We start from the raw sequence: 18,488 nt of genomic DNA on the forward strand, positions 1-18,488 counted from the left end.
ACACCTTAAATAGGTGTTTTCGCAGCTTTTCGCCACAAATCGTCCCAAGTCATTGTGGAGCAACGTGTGGTTTTTGCAAGCATCTGCCCGCCTCAAAGTTCCGAACGCAAATGTTGTGCCGCAGCGTCTGATGGGATGGGCATGCGAATGACTTTGCCGCCGTCTTTTTCCATCTCCCGCATCGATTCGCTCACGAACTTCACGTGTGCTGTAGCGGCTTTTTGTGCAGCGCCGGGCTTTCCCGAGATTACTGCTTCATAGAGCTGTCTGTGCTGGCGGACAATCTTTTTCCGCATTTCTTCCCGAGGGTTCAGATTGGCCACGGACGCCTGTACCGTCATTAGCATCATGTTTTTAAGGCTATTCAGCACATGTACCAGGATGGGATTGTGGGAAGCCTCCACGATTGCAAGATGAAAGCTGTGGTCCGAACGAGCGTTGCTGAGAGGGTCAGTCTGCTCCAAGGCGCGGAAGGCCTTTGTAATCCGGTGCCTATCCACGCTCGTTGCGCGTTGAGCGGCGAGGAAGGCAGCCTGGCCCTCCAGTTGTTCACGGACTTCCAGTAAATCATAAAGCGTGCGGGGGTGGCCCTCGAAGAGGTGCATCAAAGGGCTTTGCTCTTCAATGTCTGAGTAGCCCGGAACCATACTGGCCACGAACGAGCCTTTTCCGTGGCGAGTTTCAATGACGCCGCGCCCCTGAAGTTCATGCAGGGCTTCCCGGATCACGGCACGGGAAACACCGAGGCGCGCCGCCAGCTGCCTTTCTGAAGGGATTTTCTGCTCCGGCGCCAGCCCGCCATCAAGTATGAGCCGTTCAAGCCGGTATGAGATTTCCTGGGAAATAGCCATTCGGTTGCCTGTATGTGCTCGCTGGTCTGACCAGTGACTGTTGTGATCGTAAGTGATTGCTCCGTCAATCAGTGTGCTCCCAAGCCCTGTAAATATGGCTGATTGCGGTCAATTCGTCCATTTGTAATTCAGGAAAAAGTGGTCTGACCAGTGGTTTATAGACTGGACTAATTCCGAATTGCCTACGAATATCTGTGTAATGTCGGTGGGTGCAAGACACCAGACCGGCGTTGATCTGACGCTGATAAAAACAACGCTAACGGAGATGTGTCGATGAAATCGAACAAAAACATCCGAAATAACTGTGAAATTGGAGAGACGCCGCCACGCCGGAGTTTCCTGAAGACAGCTGCAGTGGGTGCGGCCTTTGCTGGCGCCATGCTGATGGGTGCAGGGCAGGCCCAGGCTGCAACCACCTGGAAAATCCAGTCCGTATGGGACGCGGGCACGGTCGGCTACGACCTGTTTGAGGACTGGTGTAATGGCATGGAGGACAAGTCCGGGGGTGAGCTGATTTTCAAGTGTTTCCCTGCCAAGGCTGTCGCTGCCGATAGCAACTCACTGTTCGATTCGGTTCGCAGTGGCGTTCTTCAGGGCATGAACCCTTTCACCCTGTACTGGTCCGGCAAGATTCCCGCTTCGGTTTTCCTGTCATCCTATCCAGGCGGCCCCGATCAGCCTCACCAGTGGGACACCATGTTCTACTCACTGGGCATGCTGGAGAAGACCCGGGAAATCTACGAGAAGTTCGGCCTGTTCTACGTGGGTCCGATCCAGCATGACGCAAATATCATTCACTCCAAGAAGCCGATAAACAGTCTTGACGACCTTAAAGGCCTGAAGCTCCGGGTTCCCGGTGGCATGGTATCAGAGGTGTTTCAGGCGTTCGGTGCTTCTACCGTGAGTCTGCCGGGTTCTGACATCTTCCCGGCTCTGGAAAAGGGTACCATCGACGCAGCGGATTACGTGGGCCCGGCGGTGAACTGGGAACTGGGCTTTTCTCAGGTGACTGATTACGTCATGTTCGGACCTCCTGGCGTAATGTCGATCTACCAACCGGTGGACCTGATGGATCTGACCGTCAACCTGCGTGCCTGGAAAGCTCTCGATCCGAAGCTCCAGCAACTGGTTGAGGATGAAGTGCGCATCTATTCCCAGAAGCACTACCTGACCATTCAGAAGCGCAACGTTGAGGCTATGAAGAAGTTCAAGGATGCCGGTGACACCGTGACTCGCCTGAGCCAGGAAGATCTGAATGAATGGCGCCGTAAGGCCATCCCGATCTGGTATAAGTGGGCGAATAAAGACGAGAGTGCCCGTGAGATCTTCGACATGCAGGTCGAGTATATGATGAACGATACCGTCGGCTATATCACGGAGTCTGATCTTGAAGGCGTGCCGGGCCGGTAACACCTTCCATTAACAAATAAGAAACAGGGGGAAGGTCAGGGACGACTCCGTACGAGGAGTCCCGCCTTCCCCGTTTTGTGGCTGAGGAAGTAACAACATGTCTGATCTTGAAGGTTTCGGATTCGTAATGCCGCACTGGTTCTACTGGGGCTGGCTTGCGGTCATGCCGCTGATCATGATGGCCTGGGATAAGTGGAGCAGTGGTCATGGAGGCGAGAGTGCCGAGCCGGAATTGACACCGGGGGAATTACAGGCGGAAGAGGATGATCCACTTATCTATCTCCAGTTCGAAGGGAACGGGTTTACCAAGGTAGTGGACTGGATTTGCGAAAAATCCGGTCTATTCGTGTCGTTCTGGACAATCAATGCCGTTGTGTTCTATTTCTTTGGGGTGGTCATGCGCTACATCTTTAACATGCCCACCATCTGGGTCCATGAGGCCAGCTTCTTGCTGCTTGGTATGCAGTATATGCTGGCGGGCGCGTTTGCCATGCTTCATGGTGCCCATGTGCGTGTGGATGTGATGTACAACATGCTGCCGCCGCGGGGAAGAATTGGTCTGGACATCTTTACGTCCATGTTCTTCTTCATTTTTGCCCTCATTCTTTTGGTTACCTCCTGGACCTTCTTCCTGGATTCCTACGCCATGAATGAAACCACGGTTGAGACCTGGGGCATTCAGCATTGGCCGGCCAAAGGCATGATGGTGCTGGGTTCATTACTTCTTTTACTCGCAGGCACATCCAAGTTGATCAAGGATCTTGTCCTGTTTGTCCGTCTAGGTCGGGAGCGCAACGCATGACCACAAATACAACAACTGCGCCGGGTAGTAACCTTGTCGGGAAGCTAAGTACCTGGCTGATGATTATCGCCACAGTGGCACTCGCGTTTGTCATCTGTGTCGAAATGATTAACATTCTTTTCTACGATCCGTGGAGCGACGAGCAATTCCTGTTCAAACTCTCCGGTAGCCTTTCTGACGTCAAGATCGGGCCTTTGACCTATCTGATGTTCGGTTCCCTTGCCGTGGCCCTGATGATGGGGCTGCCGCTGGCTTTCGTGACTGGTGGTCTCGGGGTGATGTTCATCTATCTGGTGGGCGACTCACTGATGCTGAACCTCGTGCCGGGACGCATCTTCCCGATGATGACCAACTCTGATCTGGCGGCAATACCGCTGTTTATCTTCATGGCCTCCATGCTTGAGCGGGCAGGCCTGATTGAGGAAATGTTCAGTGTGGTCTACAAGTGGATGGGTGGCCTGAGCGGCGGTCTGGCGACAGCAACCATTCTGGCATCTACTCTGCTTGCAGCCATGGTGGGTGTTATCGGTGCTGCCGTTGTCACGATGGGCATCATCGCTCTGCCTGCGATGCTCAAGCGCGGTTACGATCAGAAGATTGCGCTGGGCTCGATCATGGCTGGTGGTACTCTTGGCATACTGATTCCTCCCTCAATCCTGGCGATTCTCTACGCGGTTGTTGCGCAGCAATCGGTCGGTGAGTTGTATCTCGGCTCTGTGGTCCCGGGCCTGATGCTGTCTTCCCTGTACATTGCCTATGTGTTGGTTCGCAGCTGGATTAATCCGAAGCTGGGGCCGCCTGTACCGGTGGAAGAGCGGATTTCCCTGAAGGAAAAGCTCCTTCTCACGAAAAACCTGATTGCTCCACTGATTCTGGTGTTCCTGGTGCTGGGCCTTCTGTTCGGCGGCATCGCAACGCCCGTGGAAGCGGCTGGTATCGGCTCCTTTGGTGCCATCGTGGTGGCTATGATGCACGGCAGATTCTCCATTGCCGGACTGCGGGAAGCCTCCGTAACCACGACCAAGGCATCCGCCATGGTTCTGTGGATCATGTTCGGTGCCTCGGTCTTTGTTGGCTTCTATATCCTTCAGGGCGGACAGCAATTTGTAACGGATTCCATCCTGGGCACTGGCATGTCGCCTTACGGCATTCTGTTTTTGCTGATGTTCCTGCTAGTGGTTCTGGGTATGTTCCTGGACTGGGTGGGCATTTTGCTGCTGGCGGTTCCCATCTTCATCCCCATCGTAAAAGCGCTGGAATTCCCGGGGCTGCTGGGCTTCCCGCCGGTGGCAGGTGATGATGTTGTGCTCTGGTTTGGTGTGCTCTATCTGGTCAATATGCAGATGTCGTTCCTCAGCCCGCCATTCGGTTACGCATTGTTCTACCTCCGTGGCGTATGCCCGCCGGAAATATCCATGGCGACGATTTTCAAGTCGTCTCTGGTGTTCCTGGCTATTCAGGCATTCGGACTGTTCATGTGTATCCTGATCCCCGGCATCGTGACCTGGCTGCCAGGACTCGTTTACGGTTAATAAATTCAAGGAGTACGTTGTTATGTTGACAGTTAAAAGACTGGATCTGGCTGAAGCCCGGATTCTTATCGAGGGCGCGGCGGAAAAAGCCCGCGAGATCGGTGTGCCCATGTGCATCGCGATTGTTGATGAGTCCGGTAACCTGATCGCCTTCGAGCGCATGGACGGTGGCAAGATCACCAGTGTCACCATCGCGCAGGACAAGGCCTTCACGGCGGCGGCAGCAAAGAAGGCCACCCACGACTACAACAAGGTCAATGTGCCGGGCAGTCTGGCCTTCGGCATCCACACAGAAGTCGGTGGTCGTATCAGTTCCGTAGGTGGTGGTCTGCCGGTTGTTGTCGATGGCGACGTGGTAGGTGGTATCGGCCTGAGTTCCGGTACGCCACAACAGGACATGGACTGTGCACAGGCGGGCCTTGACCACTTTGAAGCCAAGCGCAGTTAATTGATGTCACATCGGGGCGGACAGCTCTTCGGAGCTGTCCGCAATATCCGCTTTAGAGCGGTAATTGACGTGATACGAACCCAGAGAACGCTATGACTACCAAGCCGAAAGTCAGCAAAGCCGAGCTGGCGGAGCAGTTCCGGGCCTTTATTGACCCGAACTACGTCATTACTGATGACGAAACCATGAAGCCCTATGAATGCGACGGCATGTCGATGTATTGCGAGATGCCTTTGCTGGTGGTGCTGCCGGAGACCGTGGAGCAGGTACAGCGTGTTATGCGCATCTGTAACGAAAACCAGGTCCCGGTTGTTGCCCGCGGAGCGGGAACCGGTCTAAGTGCCGGCGCCATGCCTAACAAAGAAGGGGTGGTGCTCTCACTGGCCAAGTTCAATCGCATCCTTGAGATTGATCCGCTGGCCCGAACGGCGCGGCTGCAGCCGGGCGTTCGCAACCTCGCCATCAGCGAGGAGGCGGCCCAGTTCGGACTGTATTATGGTCCGGACCCCTCGTCCCAGATTGCCTGCACCATTGGCGGTAATGTGGCGGAAAACTCCGGTGGGGTGCACTGTCTGAAATACGGCTTGACGGTACATAACCTGCACAGTGTTGAAATGGTAACGGCTGAAGGCGACGTCGTGACCGTTGGCAGCGATGCCCTGGACAGTTGTGGTATGGACCTGCTGGCGTTGATGACCGGTTCTGAAGGTCTGCTGGGTGTGGTCACTGAGGTAAAAGTGAAGCTGTTGCCGAAGCCAGAAGTGGCACAGGTGGTCATGGCCGGCTTTGACAGCGTTCAGAAGGGTGGCGATGCGGTGGGGGGCATTATCTCTCATGGCATTATTCCCGGTGGTCTGGAAATGATGGATGGCCATGCCATTGTCGCAGCAGATGACTTTGCCCAGGCGGGCTACCCCCGTGATGCCAAGGCATTGTTGCTGTGTGAGGTGGATGGTACTGAAGAAGAGGTGCATGAACACATTGCCGAGGCCGAAGAAGTTTTCCGCAAGCTCGGCGCCACCTCAGTGCGGACCTCACAGAGTGAGGAAGAGCGTGCGCTGCTCTGGAAAGGGCGGAAGTCCGCGTTTCCGGCAGTAGGGCGAATCTCCCCGGACTATTACTGTATGGATGGAACCATTCCCCGGCGTCATCTCGCCCATGTCCTGACGGAGATGGAAAAGATGTCCGAAGACTTCGGTCTTCGGGTGGCCAATGTTTTCCATGCCGGTGACGGTAATCTGCACCCTTTGATTCTGTTTGATGCCAACGTACCGGGCGAGTTTGAACGTACCGAAGCGTTTGGCAGCAGCATCCTCAATTTGTGCGTTGAAGTGGGCGGATGCATTACCGGTGAGCACGGTGTTGGCGTGGAGAAGATCCGTCAGATGGCGGTGCAGTTCAATGACGAGGAATTGCAGCAATTCCACGACGTGAAGGCCGCATTTGACCCTTCGGGTATCCTCAATCCGGGCAAGGGTGTGCCAGCCCTGAAGTTCTGCCAGGAATACCGCTCTCTCGAACACAAACAACACAAGCACGAACAGACGGAAGCCGCCCATGGCTGATATTTACCAACAACTGAGGGAGCAAGTGCTCCAGGCCCGCGATGGCGGGCACAAACTCAACATCGTCGGTGGCGGAAGCAAGGCCTTTATGGGCCGCGAAGCTGACGCCGACGCGGGTACCCTGGATGTCGGCGAGCATTCCGGCATCGTTGAGTACCATCCGGTGGAGCTGGTGCTTACCGTTCGTGCCGGAACCCCGCTGAGCGAAATCGAAGCGACCCTGGCCGAGCAGGGGCAGGCATTGCATTTTGAACCACCACATATCAGCGAGACGTCCACCATTGGGGGCACGCTGGCCTGTAACCTTTCAGGTCCGGCCCGGCCCTGGAGTGGTTCGGTGCGGGATCAGGTGCTGGGTGTCCGCCTGCTCAACGGCAAAGGCGAACACTTGCGCTTTGGTGGCCAGGTCATGAAAAACGTGGCGGGCTACGACGTCTCAAGGCTGCAGGCTGGCGCCATGGGAACCCTCGGTGTTATGACCGAAATCAGCCTGAAAGTGATGCCTAAGCCGGCCGCATCCATGACCCTGGTTCAGGAAATGGCAATGGATGAGGTGATTCATTACATGAACAGCCGCGCCGCTGAATCGAAGCCCATCACCGGCGCTTGCTGGGTGGACGGCAAAGTCTACCTGAGGTTGTCTGGCGCTCGTTCCGCGGTGGAAGCCACAGCAGAAAAGTGGTCCGGTGAAGTGATGGAGAACGGCGATCACTTCTGGCAGCAGGTACAAGACATGCAGCACGAGTTCTTCGCTGGCAACGACGTACCACTGTGGCGGTTCTCGATCGGTTCGACGGCCTCTAATCCGGAACTCGAGGGTAGCTGGTTCATCGACTGGGCAGGTTCCCAGCGCTGGTTCCGGGGTGCGGGAGAGCTGCAGCAAATGGAGCCGCTGGCGCGTGCTGCGGGCGGGCAGGTCAGTCTGTTCCGGGGCGGTGATCGTTCGGGCGAGGTGATGCATCATCAGCCTGAAGCCCTTAAAACCATTCAGCGCCGCATAAAGAACGCTTTCGATCCGGATAACATCTTTAATCCCGGACGTTTATACAGCTGGTTGTAAGAGCAGGTATACGATGCAAACTAATCTGGTTCAACAATTTGCCAATACTGCGGAAGGGCAGGAGGCGGAATCCATACTGCGGGCCTGTGTCCACTGCGGGTTCTGCACCGCGACTTGCCCCACCTACCAGGAACTGAATGATGAGCGTGATGGTCCTCGTGGCCGCATTTACCTCATGAAGATGTTTTTGGAAGGCGAAGAAGTGACCGAGAAAACCCGGGAGCACCTGGACCGCTGCCTCACCTGCCGAAGCTGTGAGACCACGTGTCCGTCGGGTGTGCAGTATGGTCGTCTCGTCGACATCAGTCGGGGATTGATGGAGAAAGAGCTGCCCCGGGCTCCTAAGGACAAGTGGATGCGATGGGGGCTGGCCCGCGTGCTCCCCAATCGTCAGCTATTTGGTTTATTGCTGCGGCTCGGGCAGATTTTCCGGCCCGTGCTCCCGGAAAAACTGCGCACCAAAGTGCCACCCAGAAAGCAGGCAAGCCCATGGCCGGCCGCCAGTCACAGCCGGATCGTGCTCGCGCTTGCCGGGTGTGTCCAGCCCACCGCAACGCCGAATACCAACGCGGCGGCGGCGCGGGTGCTCGATAAGCTGGGTATTACCATGGTTGAGGCTCCTGAGGCCGGGTGTTGTGGTGCTGTGAACTACCACCTTTCCGAGCACGAGAAGGGGCTGGAACGCATGCGCCAGAATATCGATGCCTGGTGGCCGGCTATCGAGTCCGGCGCGGAGGCGATCATCATGACCGCATCTGGTTGCGGCGCCATGGTTCAGGACTACGGTCATCTACTGAAAGATGATCCGGTTTATGCTGCCAAGGCCCAGAAGGTGAGCGAGCTCTGCACGGATATCGGCGCCTTCCTGCTGAAACAGGACCTTGAAAAGCTGAAGCTGAGCCAGAGCCCAGGCAAGGTGGCGTTCCACTGCCCGTGCACGCTCCAGCACGCCATGCAGCAGAACGGAGTGGTGGAGCAGGTGCTGGTCAAGGCCGGTGTGGATTTGGCCACAACTAAGGATAAACACCTGTGCTGTGGCTCTGCCGGTACTTACTCGGTTCTGCAGCCAGAGCTTAGCCAGAAGCTGCTGGGCAATAAGCTCAAGGCACTGACCGTGGACAACCCCGACCGCATCGTCACCGCCAACATTGGCTGCCAGATGCACCTGGAAACCAAGTCAACCGTGCCTGTCCAGCATTGGATTGAACTGCTGGATCAGTAAAACGGGAGTAGCGTCACCACATTCCCTGCTGGCTTCGTTATACTGCCACGGCATATAACGGAACCACAGGGAGTGGATCGTATGCCATGGAGATTGGCAGCTTTCGTTTTTTTCTTTTTGAGCAGCGCTGGCGCCTGCGCAGACGTCTACACCTGGATAGACAGCAGCGGTGTTGCACATTTCTCGGATTATCCGCCCGGAAAAATTCCCCACAAACGAGTTGACGTAAAGCCTCTCGCCACGGTGCCCATGTCGGAAAATCTCCGTCAGAGTGAGCGGGTTTCGGGGATTCGTGCCGAGGTTCGGGGCCTGCTATCAGCCTCTGATCGGCCCGGGCCAGCCTCAGGCATTACCAAAGCCGCCGCCAGGGCCCGGCAGGAAAGAGCTTGTGATAAATACCGGGGCAAGCTCGGCAGGATCCAGTCTAAGCTGCGAGCGGGCTATGGAAGCGACAAGGGCAACACACTGCGGCGACAGCGTCGTGAGTTAAACCTGGCATTGAGCCGGGAGTGCATCCTGAGGTAGCCGGGGAGTGAGTGTCATTCCTTACGCTCTGGTTCAGGAAGAAGTGGTATAATTGGAAAGCAATATCAGAAATGCCAATGGAGAAAATATCATGGCCAAGAAGCGGGCAAAGCCCACAATGCATAGTGCAGTTCAACGGGATCTGAAGTCTCCCAAATACCACATGCGTGTGGTTGAAGATAAAAGCAAATACCGTCGCAGCCGGGACAAAACCGTGCGGATGGAGGATTTTCGCAAAGCTGCCTGAGAGGCGGTTTTACGAAAATCCTTCATCCCTCGCAAACCCGCAGTACGAAAAGAACCTCCTGATTCCGTTTCCAAACCTTAATGAAACTCCCTGGTCGATTAAGCTTCAATTAAGATCCCGGAGGCAAAGGCAGGGACATCAAGCGGATAAAGGTCGATGAGGGCTGCTACGAAGTTTACGCCTTGGGTCAGAACAAGGAACGCATACGAATCACGATTTATAATGTGTGTGAAACGGTTCGAAACGATGGCGTGCCCCGCAACGGATTGAATCCAGCGCACTGGGGCGGGAATATGGAGCTTTTCCTCGCCTCTCCCTGGTTATTCACGCTGAAGAGCGCCAGCCAGCGAAGCACTTAAGCGGCTTTCAGAGCTGCATTTCTAGGACGGCGCTCACAGCCCGAACCCTTGCCAGTATAATTTAACGATGTCCGTAACGGACAATCGATTAGAGGCCTCCCTCAAGAGTATGGAAGATGATCCGAAGCCCTGGAACCTCGGCGACGTAAACTTTACCTACTATTTGTAAGTGGTTTAAATCGAGGGTTTTGATTATCAGTTTTATTGTTCTGCTTATTTATGACTCAGGCCCCTGCTGCAACCCAGTGTCCGTGAGCAACTTCGTTATACTGACTTGGTTCAGCCTGGTGACCTTTTGGCTTGATCGGGTCTGGGGCTTTACTATCTTCCAGCAGCGCTCGAAAGTCTCGTTTGCTATCGAGGGCGGGAATCGGGACTGCAGAAAGTAATCGCTGAGTGTATGGGTGCTGCGGATTGTGCAATACCTGATCCCGGGAGCCAATTTCTACTATTCTTCCTCCAAACATTACTGCGACTCGATGACAGAGGCGCTCAATCACGGCCATATCGTGAGAAATGAACAAGTAACTCAGGTTGTATTTCCTCTGCAGGTCCTCCATAAGGTCTAGTACCTGTGCCTGCACAGACACATCCAACGCCGAGACCGGCTCATCAGCAACGATGATTTTCGGATTTAGTGCCAAAGCTCTAGCTATGCAAATCCGCTGGCGCTGACCACCAGAAAACTGATGTGGATAGCGTGTCATTGCGTCTGCTTCTGGTAACCCAACCTGCGACAGCAGTGTTGCTACGCGCTCCTCGCGTTCTTGGGCGTTGCCGCGCCTGTGGATGAGAAGGGGCTCTCCTACCAGCTCAGCAATTGTCTTTCTGGGATTGAGAGCGGCGAAGGGATCTTGAAAGACCATTTGAATATCTTGTCGAATCTCTTTCAAAGCGCTTCCTTTCAGGCCCTTGATATCTTTACCCAGAACTTTAATCGAGCCCTCGAATTTAAGCATGCTCATGAGCGCACGACCGGTTGTCGATTTTCCGCAACCACTCTCCCCAACCAGGCCAAGGGTTTCACCCTCATGAAGTGCGAAGTTGACGTGATCGACAGCGTGCACCTCCTTCGGTTGCTCAAATAAGGACTTCTTCCGCATCGGATAACGTACGCTCAGGTTTTCGACTTCAAGTACTGGAGGGCGCTCAGGTCGCTCCGACAAGGGGGGGCTGTCCCCAAGCGAGGTACTGCTGCTAAAAGTTGCCGGGTATAAGCGGCAGCCGGTTTGGAGAAGAGGGTTCGGATTGGCGCCGTTTCCTCCACGACACCACGATTCATCACGACAACGTTGTCAGCCATTTCGGCAACCACGCCCATGTCGTGCGTAATCATCAGTACGCCTGTTTCGTATTCTTTCTGTAGCTCCCGAATCAATTCCAGTATCTGGGCCTGAATAGTGACATCAAGCGCAGTGGTAGGTTCATCGGCTATTAGAATCTGTGGGCTGCACAGCATCGCCATTGCGATCATGACTCTTTGACGTAACCCGCCAGAGAGTTCATGAGGGTATTGGCGCAGACGCTCGGAAACCTTGGGTATCCGAACGGCATCAAGCATGGATCGGATATGCTGCCATGCTGCATCACCGGATGCGATACGATGGCGTTTGAGGGTCTCCATCATCTGGTCTCCAACACGCATGATTGGATTCAGAGACGTCATTGGCTCTTGAAAAATCATTCCAATTTGCTTGGCGCGGATCTTTTGCATCTCCCGCTCCGACTTGCTGAGCAATTCTTCATTATGAAATAGGATGGCACCACTCGGAGTGCGAGCCATTTTGGGCAGAAGCCCCATGATCGCCAGCGCGGATAGAGATTTACCGCTACCGGACTCGCCAGCGATACACAGGGTTTCAGATTTATTCAGGTTGAAGCTAAGGTCATTCACGACTCGCTTGCATGACTGACCCTGACCAAACTCAATACTCAGGTTTTCAACCGATAAAAGCGTTTTCCCGGCTTGTGCCGAATCAGGGACAGTCATACTCAAGTCAGCTCCTAGTTAAAAACGACTTTTGGGACATAGAACGAAACGACACAATTGGGCATGTCGACGATTTCACTGATGCGCAGATCTCCGCACACGGAGCAAAGCATGTAGGCTTGCTCTACCGGCATGCCGTGCTCGCGAGCAACCCATTCGACGGCGCCGCTAACGGCATCCCTGGCTGCTTGCATGAGGTCTGGTCCGACGCCTGTGAAGACTTCGTAGCCCGCTTGGTCGAGGTGCCGCGTTACCGGGCCTGCGGTTGTAAATCGAGGCATAGCAAGCGGTGTGTCTTTGATCAGATCCAAAGTGACGGTAACGTCCATAGCGCTTTCAATGGCCGTACCACAGATTTCTCCGTCACCTTGGGCTGCGTGGGTATCTCCGATCGATAGCAGTGCACCCGCAACCTCAACTGGCAGGTACAGCGTAGAACCGGCGTTTAGATCGCGGATATCCAGGTTACCTCCGACCCGACGGGGTGGGACGACGGAATGTAAGCCAGGTTCTGCCAACGCCAAGCCAATCGTTCCGGCAAATGGTTTCAGCGGGACCCTGGCGTATTTGCCGAACATTGCCGGCGCCATGCTTGATGTATCGTAATTCCAGAGAGCCAGTGCTGGGTCTTTGAACTGGTCAGTCAGCAAGCCGAACCCGGGAATATTGGCTGTCCAGCCAAATCCCGAGGGCCGAAAGCTGTCGATCGTAATTTTCAGGATGTCACCAGGTTCCGCGCCTTCGACATAGACAGGCCCGGTGACAGGATTGATTTTGTCGAAGGGCATGTCACGAACCGATTCCACAGTCGAATCAGAAGTGAAGTACCCATTGCCGGAGTCTTTGCACTCAAGTTCCAGCGTGGTTCCAGGCGCTACTCGTGCAACTGGCGCAATGCTGTTATCCCATCCATGGTGGTGGTGATGACCATGAATGGTTTTTACGAGGCTGTTCTCACACATCACTTCACCCAGATATAGTCGTAGTTGACAGGGACGTGAACAGGGTCGACGTAGAGCGCATCTTCACCGCCCATTCGCTTGGAGTGCACGGTGACCCGCTGCTCGTTAAAAATAGGGACCCAGGGAGCATCCGCCATTGCTTGAGTAAATACTTCACCCCATAGCTCAGATCTTGCCTCTTGTTGATCGGCAGCGGCCATGGCATCTGCTTTTGCACCTTTAGCATCGAGTTCTTCGTTGCAATACCAAGCCCAATTCCAGCCTCCAGGAACTGCGCCGTCACAGCCAAGGATCGGTCCCCAGAAGTTTGAAGGATCCGGGAAGTCAGCAATCCAGGCCATGCCACCGGACCAAACCATTGGAGCCTGATCCTGAACGCCACCAGCTGCGATCACATTGGCTTGTGCCAGCGATTTGATATTCGCAGTAATGCCGATATTCGCCAGATCCTGCTGCATCGCCTGGGCAATTCGTGGCTGAGGATCGGTGTTCATAACGAACAATTCTGTTTCGAAACCGTCCGCGAAGCCTGCCTCTGCCAGCAAGGCCTTCGCGCCTTCAGGGTCAAATTTATACCCTTCGTAATCCGAGTCGTAGCCAGGCATCGCTGGCGGTAGGGGCTGATTGGCAGGTGTTGCCCGGCCGTTGATGATGCGCACGATGCGGTCTTTGTTGATCGCCATATTGATTGCTTTACGCACTTTTAGGTTGTCCAGCGGAGGCATCGTGACATTTAGCGTCAGGTATCCTGTATGTAGCTGGTCGCCTGTGACCATGAGATCCTGGAACCGCGGATCATTTTTAAACTGAAGGTATTTCGCTGGGGGAATCCCGTCGCCCGCGATGTCCACTTCGTCCCGCTCCAGGCGCTGCAACGCCACCAACGGTTCTTGGCCGACTTCGAAGGTGATGGTGTCGATGTAAGGAACGCCCGAGCGGAAATACTCTGGATTCTTCTCGAATACGAGCTTTTGTCCAAGAGTCCAGTCTGTGAGCTCGTAAGCTCCCGTGCCTACTGGATTCTTACCAAAGTCTTCGCCGTATTTTTCGACCTCTTCCTTGGGCACGATAGACGCAAAATTCAGTCCCATTACGTGCAGGAAGGTCGCATTTGGAGCAGTCAGTTCAATCGATACGGTGTAGTCGTCAACGACTTTGACACCTTCCAATTCAGTGGTCTCCCCCTGGGAAACCGCGTCATAGCCAACGATTGGAGAAAAGAAACCGGCGCCAGGACTTTTTGTATTTGGGTTGGAGGTTCGTTCCAAAGAATACTTAACATCGGCCGCCTTCATTTCGCGGCCATTATGGAATTTAACCCCTGGGCGTAATTTGAAGGTATAGGTCTTCCCATCTTCGGACAGCTTGTAGCTCTCGGCGAGGTCTAACCTGAGTTCGGTGGTTCCGGGATCGTAGTCCATCAGGCCGTCAAACAAGCTTTTTATCATGGACCAGTTTTGCCAATCGTAACCAATTGCCGGGTCAAGAGTGGCGACGTCATTTTGATAGGTCACAATGATATCGCCGCCGTTCTTGGGTTCAGCTGCCTGAACAGAGGCGGCAAACATGAGTGACGCGATAGCACTCGTGAAGAGGCTTTTACGAGTTTTCAAGGTCATAGTACGTGCTCCGTTGATTATCATTTTGCTTCTTTATGGTTAGTGCTCTTACGACTTCTCAAGGTTTATCCGAGGATCGACTAAAGGAACCAGTAGATCGGCAATAAGGTTTGCAAGGACGATGACGACGGCAGACACCATGGTGACTCCAACAATGACGGGAATATCGACACGTTGAATGGCTTGCCAGGCGAGCTGTCCAAGTCCGGGCCAGCCGAATACAGACTCGACGACCACCAAGCCACCGATGAAGATGCCAATGTCGATACCGACCATCGGAATCACTGGGATAATTGCGTTGGGAAGGACATGGCGGAAAATGACACGCATCCTTGTCAGACCCTTGGAGTGGGCCGTTCTAATGAAGTCTTGCTGTAAGACCTCAATCATCGACGAGCGAACCATCCGTGAGTACCAGCCACTGCCAAGGAGGCCGAGTGTGATGGCGGGCAAAAGAATGTGGTGCGTTGTGCCATAACCGCCGAGTGGGAACCACTCCAGGTGGACGGCAAACAGGTAAAGGAACAGCATGGATGCGATGAAATGAGGCGATGAAACTCCCACGAATGAGAATGCCATTAAGCCTCTATCTATGGCTGTATTCCGTTTTAAAGCAGCCAAGACGCCAAGGCTGATACCAATCAACAATTCAAACCCAATACCCCAGACCAAAAGCTGCGAACTGGCAGAGAGTCGTGATCCGATCAGCGCCGAGACTTCTGTCCGTTGAATGTAAGACCTGCCAAGGTCCCCCTGAACCAGGTTCATCAGGTATTGGAAATACTGTTGATAGAAGGGTAGATCCAAACCTAATTGCGCTCGGATATTGGCTACCGTTTCTGGTGTGGCGCTTCGTCCGGCCAACTGTCGCGCCGGATCCGCCGGGATCAGGTAAAGGAGCAGATAAGTAATGAACGATACCCCCAGTAATATCAGAACGGCGTAGGCCAGACGTCGGAGAATATAAATAGTCATTAGTCTCTCCCCTTCAGAGATGGATCTAGCTCATCACGCAAGGCATCGCCGACGAGGTTAAAACTGAGCGAAAGCAGGACAATCAGTGTTCCCGGGAAGAGCACCAGCCAAACGGCAGAGGTGAAATAGGTCTGACTTTCGAAAATGATGTTGCCCCAGCTTGGCGTGGGCGGCTGAACACCAACACCAAGAAACGAGAGTGTGGCTTCCAACAACACTGTGGTGGAAATTCCTAACGTGGCCCAGACCATGATCGTGGGGAGCAAGTGAGGGAGTAAGTGAGAGAAGAGGATGCGACGAGTGCTGGCCCCCAGAGTCCTCTCCACTGCTATGAACTCGCGGGATGAGATGGCAATGGTTTCGGAATAGATGACCCTGGCCACTTGCACCCAGTTAACCATTGCTATGACCAGAGCTACTATCCAAAGACTAGGTTCAAGGATGGCTGCAAGCGCAATCGCCAGGAGAAGGGCGGGAAATGCCATCATGAGATCGGTCATTCGCATCAAGACGTTCCCGACCCAGCCTCTGAGAAAGCCGGCCGTGACCCCAACTAAAGTTCCTATGAGGATGGCGATGCCATTGGCAACAACGCCAATAATAAGAGAGGTCTGCGCCCCGTAAATCAATCGAGACAACAGGTCCCGCCCGAGCAGGTCTGTACCCAGTAAAAAGGTACTGTTTGGAGGAAGGGGAGCGCCTTCCATAGTCAGCCCCTCGAAGAACTGCTTGTTGGGATCGTAAGGTGCAATCCAGGATGCAAAGAGTGATGCTAGGACTACGGAGACAATGACAAAAAGCGAAAAAGCGACTGATTTATGCCGACAGAGTTTTTTGATCAATTGGAAAGCAGACATGGTTATTTCCTGACCCCAATGGTAGGTTCCATCTGCTCGATATCAGCGCAGATTGCTTCGATACTGATGTTGAGTTCCATAGACAAAGTGCGAATACGGTCGAAGGCATCGTGCTCATCAATTTTCAGGTCTGTCATTAGCCTTGCGACCGCTTTGGCGATTTGAGGGCGAGCCTGTAGTTGCAAAGATTGGCGCGAGTTTTCAGCTTCTAGGGCATTTATCCGCTCTTTTAAATTGCTAGCCATCATTAGCGTGGTATACACGGAGCTCTGGGTGAGCGGCCGATTGAGCATTGCTGTAGCGCCTACCCGAATCGCGCTCTGGATTTGTGACAATGTTTCGTGACGCGAAAGGGCGATTATGGGTAAAGCTTGCTTACGGGCCTGGTTCAGAATTTTCTGGCTCTGTAACTCATCAATTTCAACAATCACAGCGAGGATGTTCTCGTCGAGATTCTGGGCATCTGGATCTGCGGAGGTCGCTTCCATTCCAAGACGCCGGATGCTTTTGGTGAGCATTTGTTGAGTCCGGTCGTCACAATCAATTAGCAATAGCTTTCGGCGGCTGGAAAAAGACTGATTTCTTTCTGTCATTTGACTACCCTCAGAAAGTTGCCTCGGGTACTCCGAGCTGCAAGGTTCCGAAACACGTCGAAGCTGCTTTGAACCAGGTACGGATCTGCAGCTATCGACCCGCTTTCAATATGAACGACCTCGAATTGACTTCCCTTAGCCTCAGCGATGTAGCTGGGCAGGCTCAGGTGGTTGTTGTGCTCAGCAATCGTTATCTCGCCTAATAAAGACTGGTATTTCAGTCGATACAGAACGTCAGCAATGGCTTCAGGATCGTCATGCCCGACTTTCTGCCTAGCCGTTGCAAAGAGATGCATTGAGATATAAGCGGCGGTGTAATAGTGCGAGAAGGGCTGTCTCCCATGTGCTGCGCTCTGTTTCGCGACGAATGAGGGAGCGACGCTCTCAAAAAAAGCACCACAAGATAGCAACCGAATGGAGTCTGCACCTTGGATGCGTGGCAGTTCGGACTCTGTAAAGTTGCAACTCAGTACAGGGATGCGAATGCCTTTCTTTAAGCAAGCTGCGCTTAACTGGCGGAGGAAGTGGTATGAGGACTCACCGACCAAGTTGTTCAAAACAAAGCAAGGCTGTTGGCTCATTATGTTTTTGATGAGGGCGTCGAAATCCGTATCACCAAAACGGTAGTATTTTTCTGTAATAACCTCGCCTGCGGCCATTTCTACTAACTCGCGGGCTATTCGATTGCTTTCCCAGCCCCAAACGTAATTCGAGCCCACCAAGCAGGCTATAGAGCCAAAATTAGCAATTGCATACTGCATCAGAGGTAAAAGGTTTTGATTGGGGCAGCCGCCAAGGTAAAGCACACTCTCGCTGCATTCGTAGCCCTCGTAAGGGCAGGAATACCAGAGCAGACGGTTGGCACGTTCCAGATCTGGGATTATTTCTTTGCGACTTGCAGATGTTGTCGTCCCGAATATATGTTTGGCTCCGCTTTCCATGAGGCGGTTTAGGCCAACCGCGTACTCGTTAAGTTCGCCACGGGGATCATGCTCTGCTGAGACGATAGTGAATTCGTACGCCGGATCTCCGTTGATTTCTGCAATTGCATCTCGAAGCCCCGCTAAGGTACTGCGCCCCATATCTTGATAGGTGCCATGGGACGAGACTAGTAATCCAACGTTGATGCGTTCAGACATTTTTTGATCCATAAAAAAAGCCCGAGCATTCGCGAGTCGCGAACGTTCAGGCTTCTGTACCTATGCGCCTAATTCAGCGCTGCTATTTTTGAAGGCTTACGGGTTTTGACCAGCTTCTATGATTTGCTAACTATTACAATGAAAATTGTATGCCAACTCTGAAAAAAACTGAGTATAGCCTCATCCAGCTGTAAACCACGGGTCTCGCAGCTGTTCTCTACTCTCGAACCTAAAAGTTTGATCTTCTGTGTGCACTAGGATCGATCGTGTTGCGCTGTTTTGGCGCATTTGCAGTATCTTGGGCACTCCGGTATCAAGCTCACAATGAGGTA

At 53.7% G+C, this 18,488-nt stretch carries 19 protein-coding genes; 10 read left to right on the plus strand and 9 right to left on the minus strand.

From position 1 onward, the window contains the following. Window positions 1–92 precede the first annotated feature (92 nt). Window positions 93–851 carry an FCD domain-containing protein gene (locus BKP64_RS18595; protein WP_070973324.1) on the minus strand — a complete coding sequence of 253 codons (759 nt, stop codon included), beginning with the start codon at window positions 849–851 and terminating at the stop codon, window positions 93–95. 273 nt (window positions 852–1,124) lie between these two features. On the opposite strand from BKP64_RS18595, the gene dctP reads away from it, so the two are divergent. From dctP to BKP64_RS19780, 10 genes are all read left to right on the plus strand, one after another. After that, window positions 1,125–2,261, plus strand: a complete 1,137-nt coding sequence (dctP, locus tag BKP64_RS18600; protein ID WP_070973326.1) for a TRAP transporter substrate-binding protein DctP — start codon at window positions 1,125–1,127, stop codon at window positions 2,259–2,261. Window positions 2,262–2,358: 97 nt separating this feature from the next. Then, window positions 2,359–3,063: a TRAP transporter small permease subunit gene (locus BKP64_RS18605; RefSeq protein ID WP_070973328.1), complete on the plus strand. Its 705-nt coding sequence runs from the start codon at window positions 2,359–2,361 to the stop codon at window positions 3,061–3,063. After that, the gene (locus tag BKP64_RS18610) at window positions 3,060–4,595 is read left to right on the plus strand and encodes a TRAP transporter large permease (protein ID WP_070973330.1); all 1,536 of its coding nucleotides are present in this window, start codon (window positions 3,060–3,062) and stop codon (window positions 4,593–4,595) included. Before BKP64_RS18605 ends, BKP64_RS18610 begins: the two co-directional genes overlap by 4 nt. 22 nt (window positions 4,596–4,617) lie before the next feature. Continuing rightward, window positions 4,618–5,043 (plus strand): GlcG/HbpS family heme-binding protein, encoded by a 426-nt coding sequence (locus BKP64_RS18615; protein WP_070973332.1) that lies wholly within the window; start codon window positions 4,618–4,620, stop codon window positions 5,041–5,043. Between the two features lie 92 nt (window positions 5,044–5,135). Next, window positions 5,136–6,608, plus strand: coding sequence for an FAD-linked oxidase C-terminal domain-containing protein (locus BKP64_RS18620; RefSeq protein WP_070973333.1), 1,473 nt, complete (start codon window positions 5,136–5,138; stop codon window positions 6,606–6,608). After that, complete coding sequence (glcE, locus tag BKP64_RS18625) at window positions 6,601–7,668, plus strand: glycolate oxidase subunit GlcE (RefSeq protein ID WP_070973335.1); 1,068 nt, start codon at window positions 6,601–6,603, stop codon at window positions 7,666–7,668. The genes BKP64_RS18620 and glcE overlap by 8 nt, the downstream gene beginning before the upstream one ends. A gap of 13 nt (window positions 7,669–7,681) precedes the next feature. Continuing rightward, on the plus strand, window positions 7,682–8,890 hold the full coding sequence (gene glcF / locus BKP64_RS18630) for a glycolate oxidase subunit GlcF (protein ID WP_070973337.1): 1,209 nt from the start codon (window positions 7,682–7,684) through the stop codon (window positions 8,888–8,890). 81 nt (window positions 8,891–8,971) lie between these two features. Next, the gene (locus tag BKP64_RS18635; protein WP_070973339.1) at window positions 8,972–9,415 is read left to right on the plus strand and encodes a DUF4124 domain-containing protein; all 444 of its coding nucleotides are present in this window, start codon (window positions 8,972–8,974) and stop codon (window positions 9,413–9,415) included. 91 nt (window positions 9,416–9,506) lie between these two features. Beyond that, entirely contained in the window at window positions 9,507–9,662 is a 156-nt protein-coding gene (locus BKP64_RS19435) for a hypothetical protein (RefSeq protein ID WP_198402631.1), read from the plus strand. 137 nt (window positions 9,663–9,799) lie between these two features. Next, entirely contained in the window at window positions 9,800–10,021 is a 222-nt protein-coding gene (locus BKP64_RS19780; protein ID WP_157755446.1) for a hypothetical protein, read from the plus strand. A gap of 224 nt (window positions 10,022–10,245) precedes the next feature. Here the strand turns inward: BKP64_RS19780 and BKP64_RS19600 are convergent, their stop codons facing one another. From BKP64_RS19600 to BKP64_RS18675, 8 genes are read right to left on the minus strand one after another with little or no spacing between them, the layout of a single operon-like run. Beyond that, the gene (locus BKP64_RS19600; protein WP_227515615.1) at window positions 10,246–11,124 is read right to left on the minus strand and encodes an ATP-binding cassette domain-containing protein; all 879 of its coding nucleotides are present in this window, start codon (window positions 11,122–11,124) and stop codon (window positions 10,246–10,248) included. A 14-nt stretch (window positions 11,125–11,138) separates the two neighbouring features. After that, window positions 11,139–12,011: an ATP-binding cassette domain-containing protein gene (locus BKP64_RS19605; RefSeq protein WP_227515462.1), complete on the minus strand. Its 873-nt coding sequence runs from the start codon at window positions 12,009–12,011 to the stop codon at window positions 11,139–11,141. Window positions 12,012–12,025: 14 nt separating this feature from the next. Continuing rightward, a complete protein-coding gene (locus tag BKP64_RS18650; protein ID WP_070973342.1) occupies window positions 12,026–12,973 on the minus strand; it encodes an acetamidase/formamidase family protein in 948 nt (315 codons plus the stop codon). After that, window positions 12,973–14,592: an ABC transporter substrate-binding protein gene (locus tag BKP64_RS18655; protein ID WP_070973344.1), complete on the minus strand. Its 1,620-nt coding sequence runs from the start codon at window positions 14,590–14,592 to the stop codon at window positions 12,973–12,975. Before BKP64_RS18655 ends, BKP64_RS18650 begins: the two co-directional genes overlap by 1 nt. Window positions 14,593–14,640: 48 nt before the next feature. Further along, window positions 14,641–15,567 carry an ABC transporter permease gene (locus tag BKP64_RS18660; protein ID WP_070973346.1) on the minus strand — a complete coding sequence of 309 codons (927 nt, stop codon included), beginning with the start codon at window positions 15,565–15,567 and terminating at the stop codon, window positions 14,641–14,643. After that, window positions 15,567–16,424, minus strand: coding sequence for an ABC transporter permease (locus BKP64_RS18665; protein ID WP_070973348.1), 858 nt, complete (start codon window positions 16,422–16,424; stop codon window positions 15,567–15,569). Before BKP64_RS18665 ends, BKP64_RS18660 begins: the two co-directional genes overlap by 1 nt. Window positions 16,425–16,426: 2 nt before the next feature. Next, window positions 16,427–17,017: an ANTAR domain-containing response regulator gene (locus tag BKP64_RS18670; protein WP_070973350.1), complete on the minus strand. Its 591-nt coding sequence runs from the start codon at window positions 17,015–17,017 to the stop codon at window positions 16,427–16,429. Beyond that, window positions 17,014–18,156: a transporter substrate-binding protein gene (locus BKP64_RS18675; protein WP_070973352.1), complete on the minus strand. Its 1,143-nt coding sequence runs from the start codon at window positions 18,154–18,156 to the stop codon at window positions 17,014–17,016. The genes BKP64_RS18670 and BKP64_RS18675 overlap by 4 nt, the downstream gene beginning before the upstream one ends. Between the last annotated feature and the right edge of the window lie 332 nt (window positions 18,157–18,488).

Origin of the sequence: Marinobacter salinus (assembly GCF_001854125.1) — a bacterium.
GTDB classification, from domain to species: Bacteria; Pseudomonadota; Gammaproteobacteria; order Pseudomonadales; family Oleiphilaceae; genus Marinobacter; species Marinobacter salinus.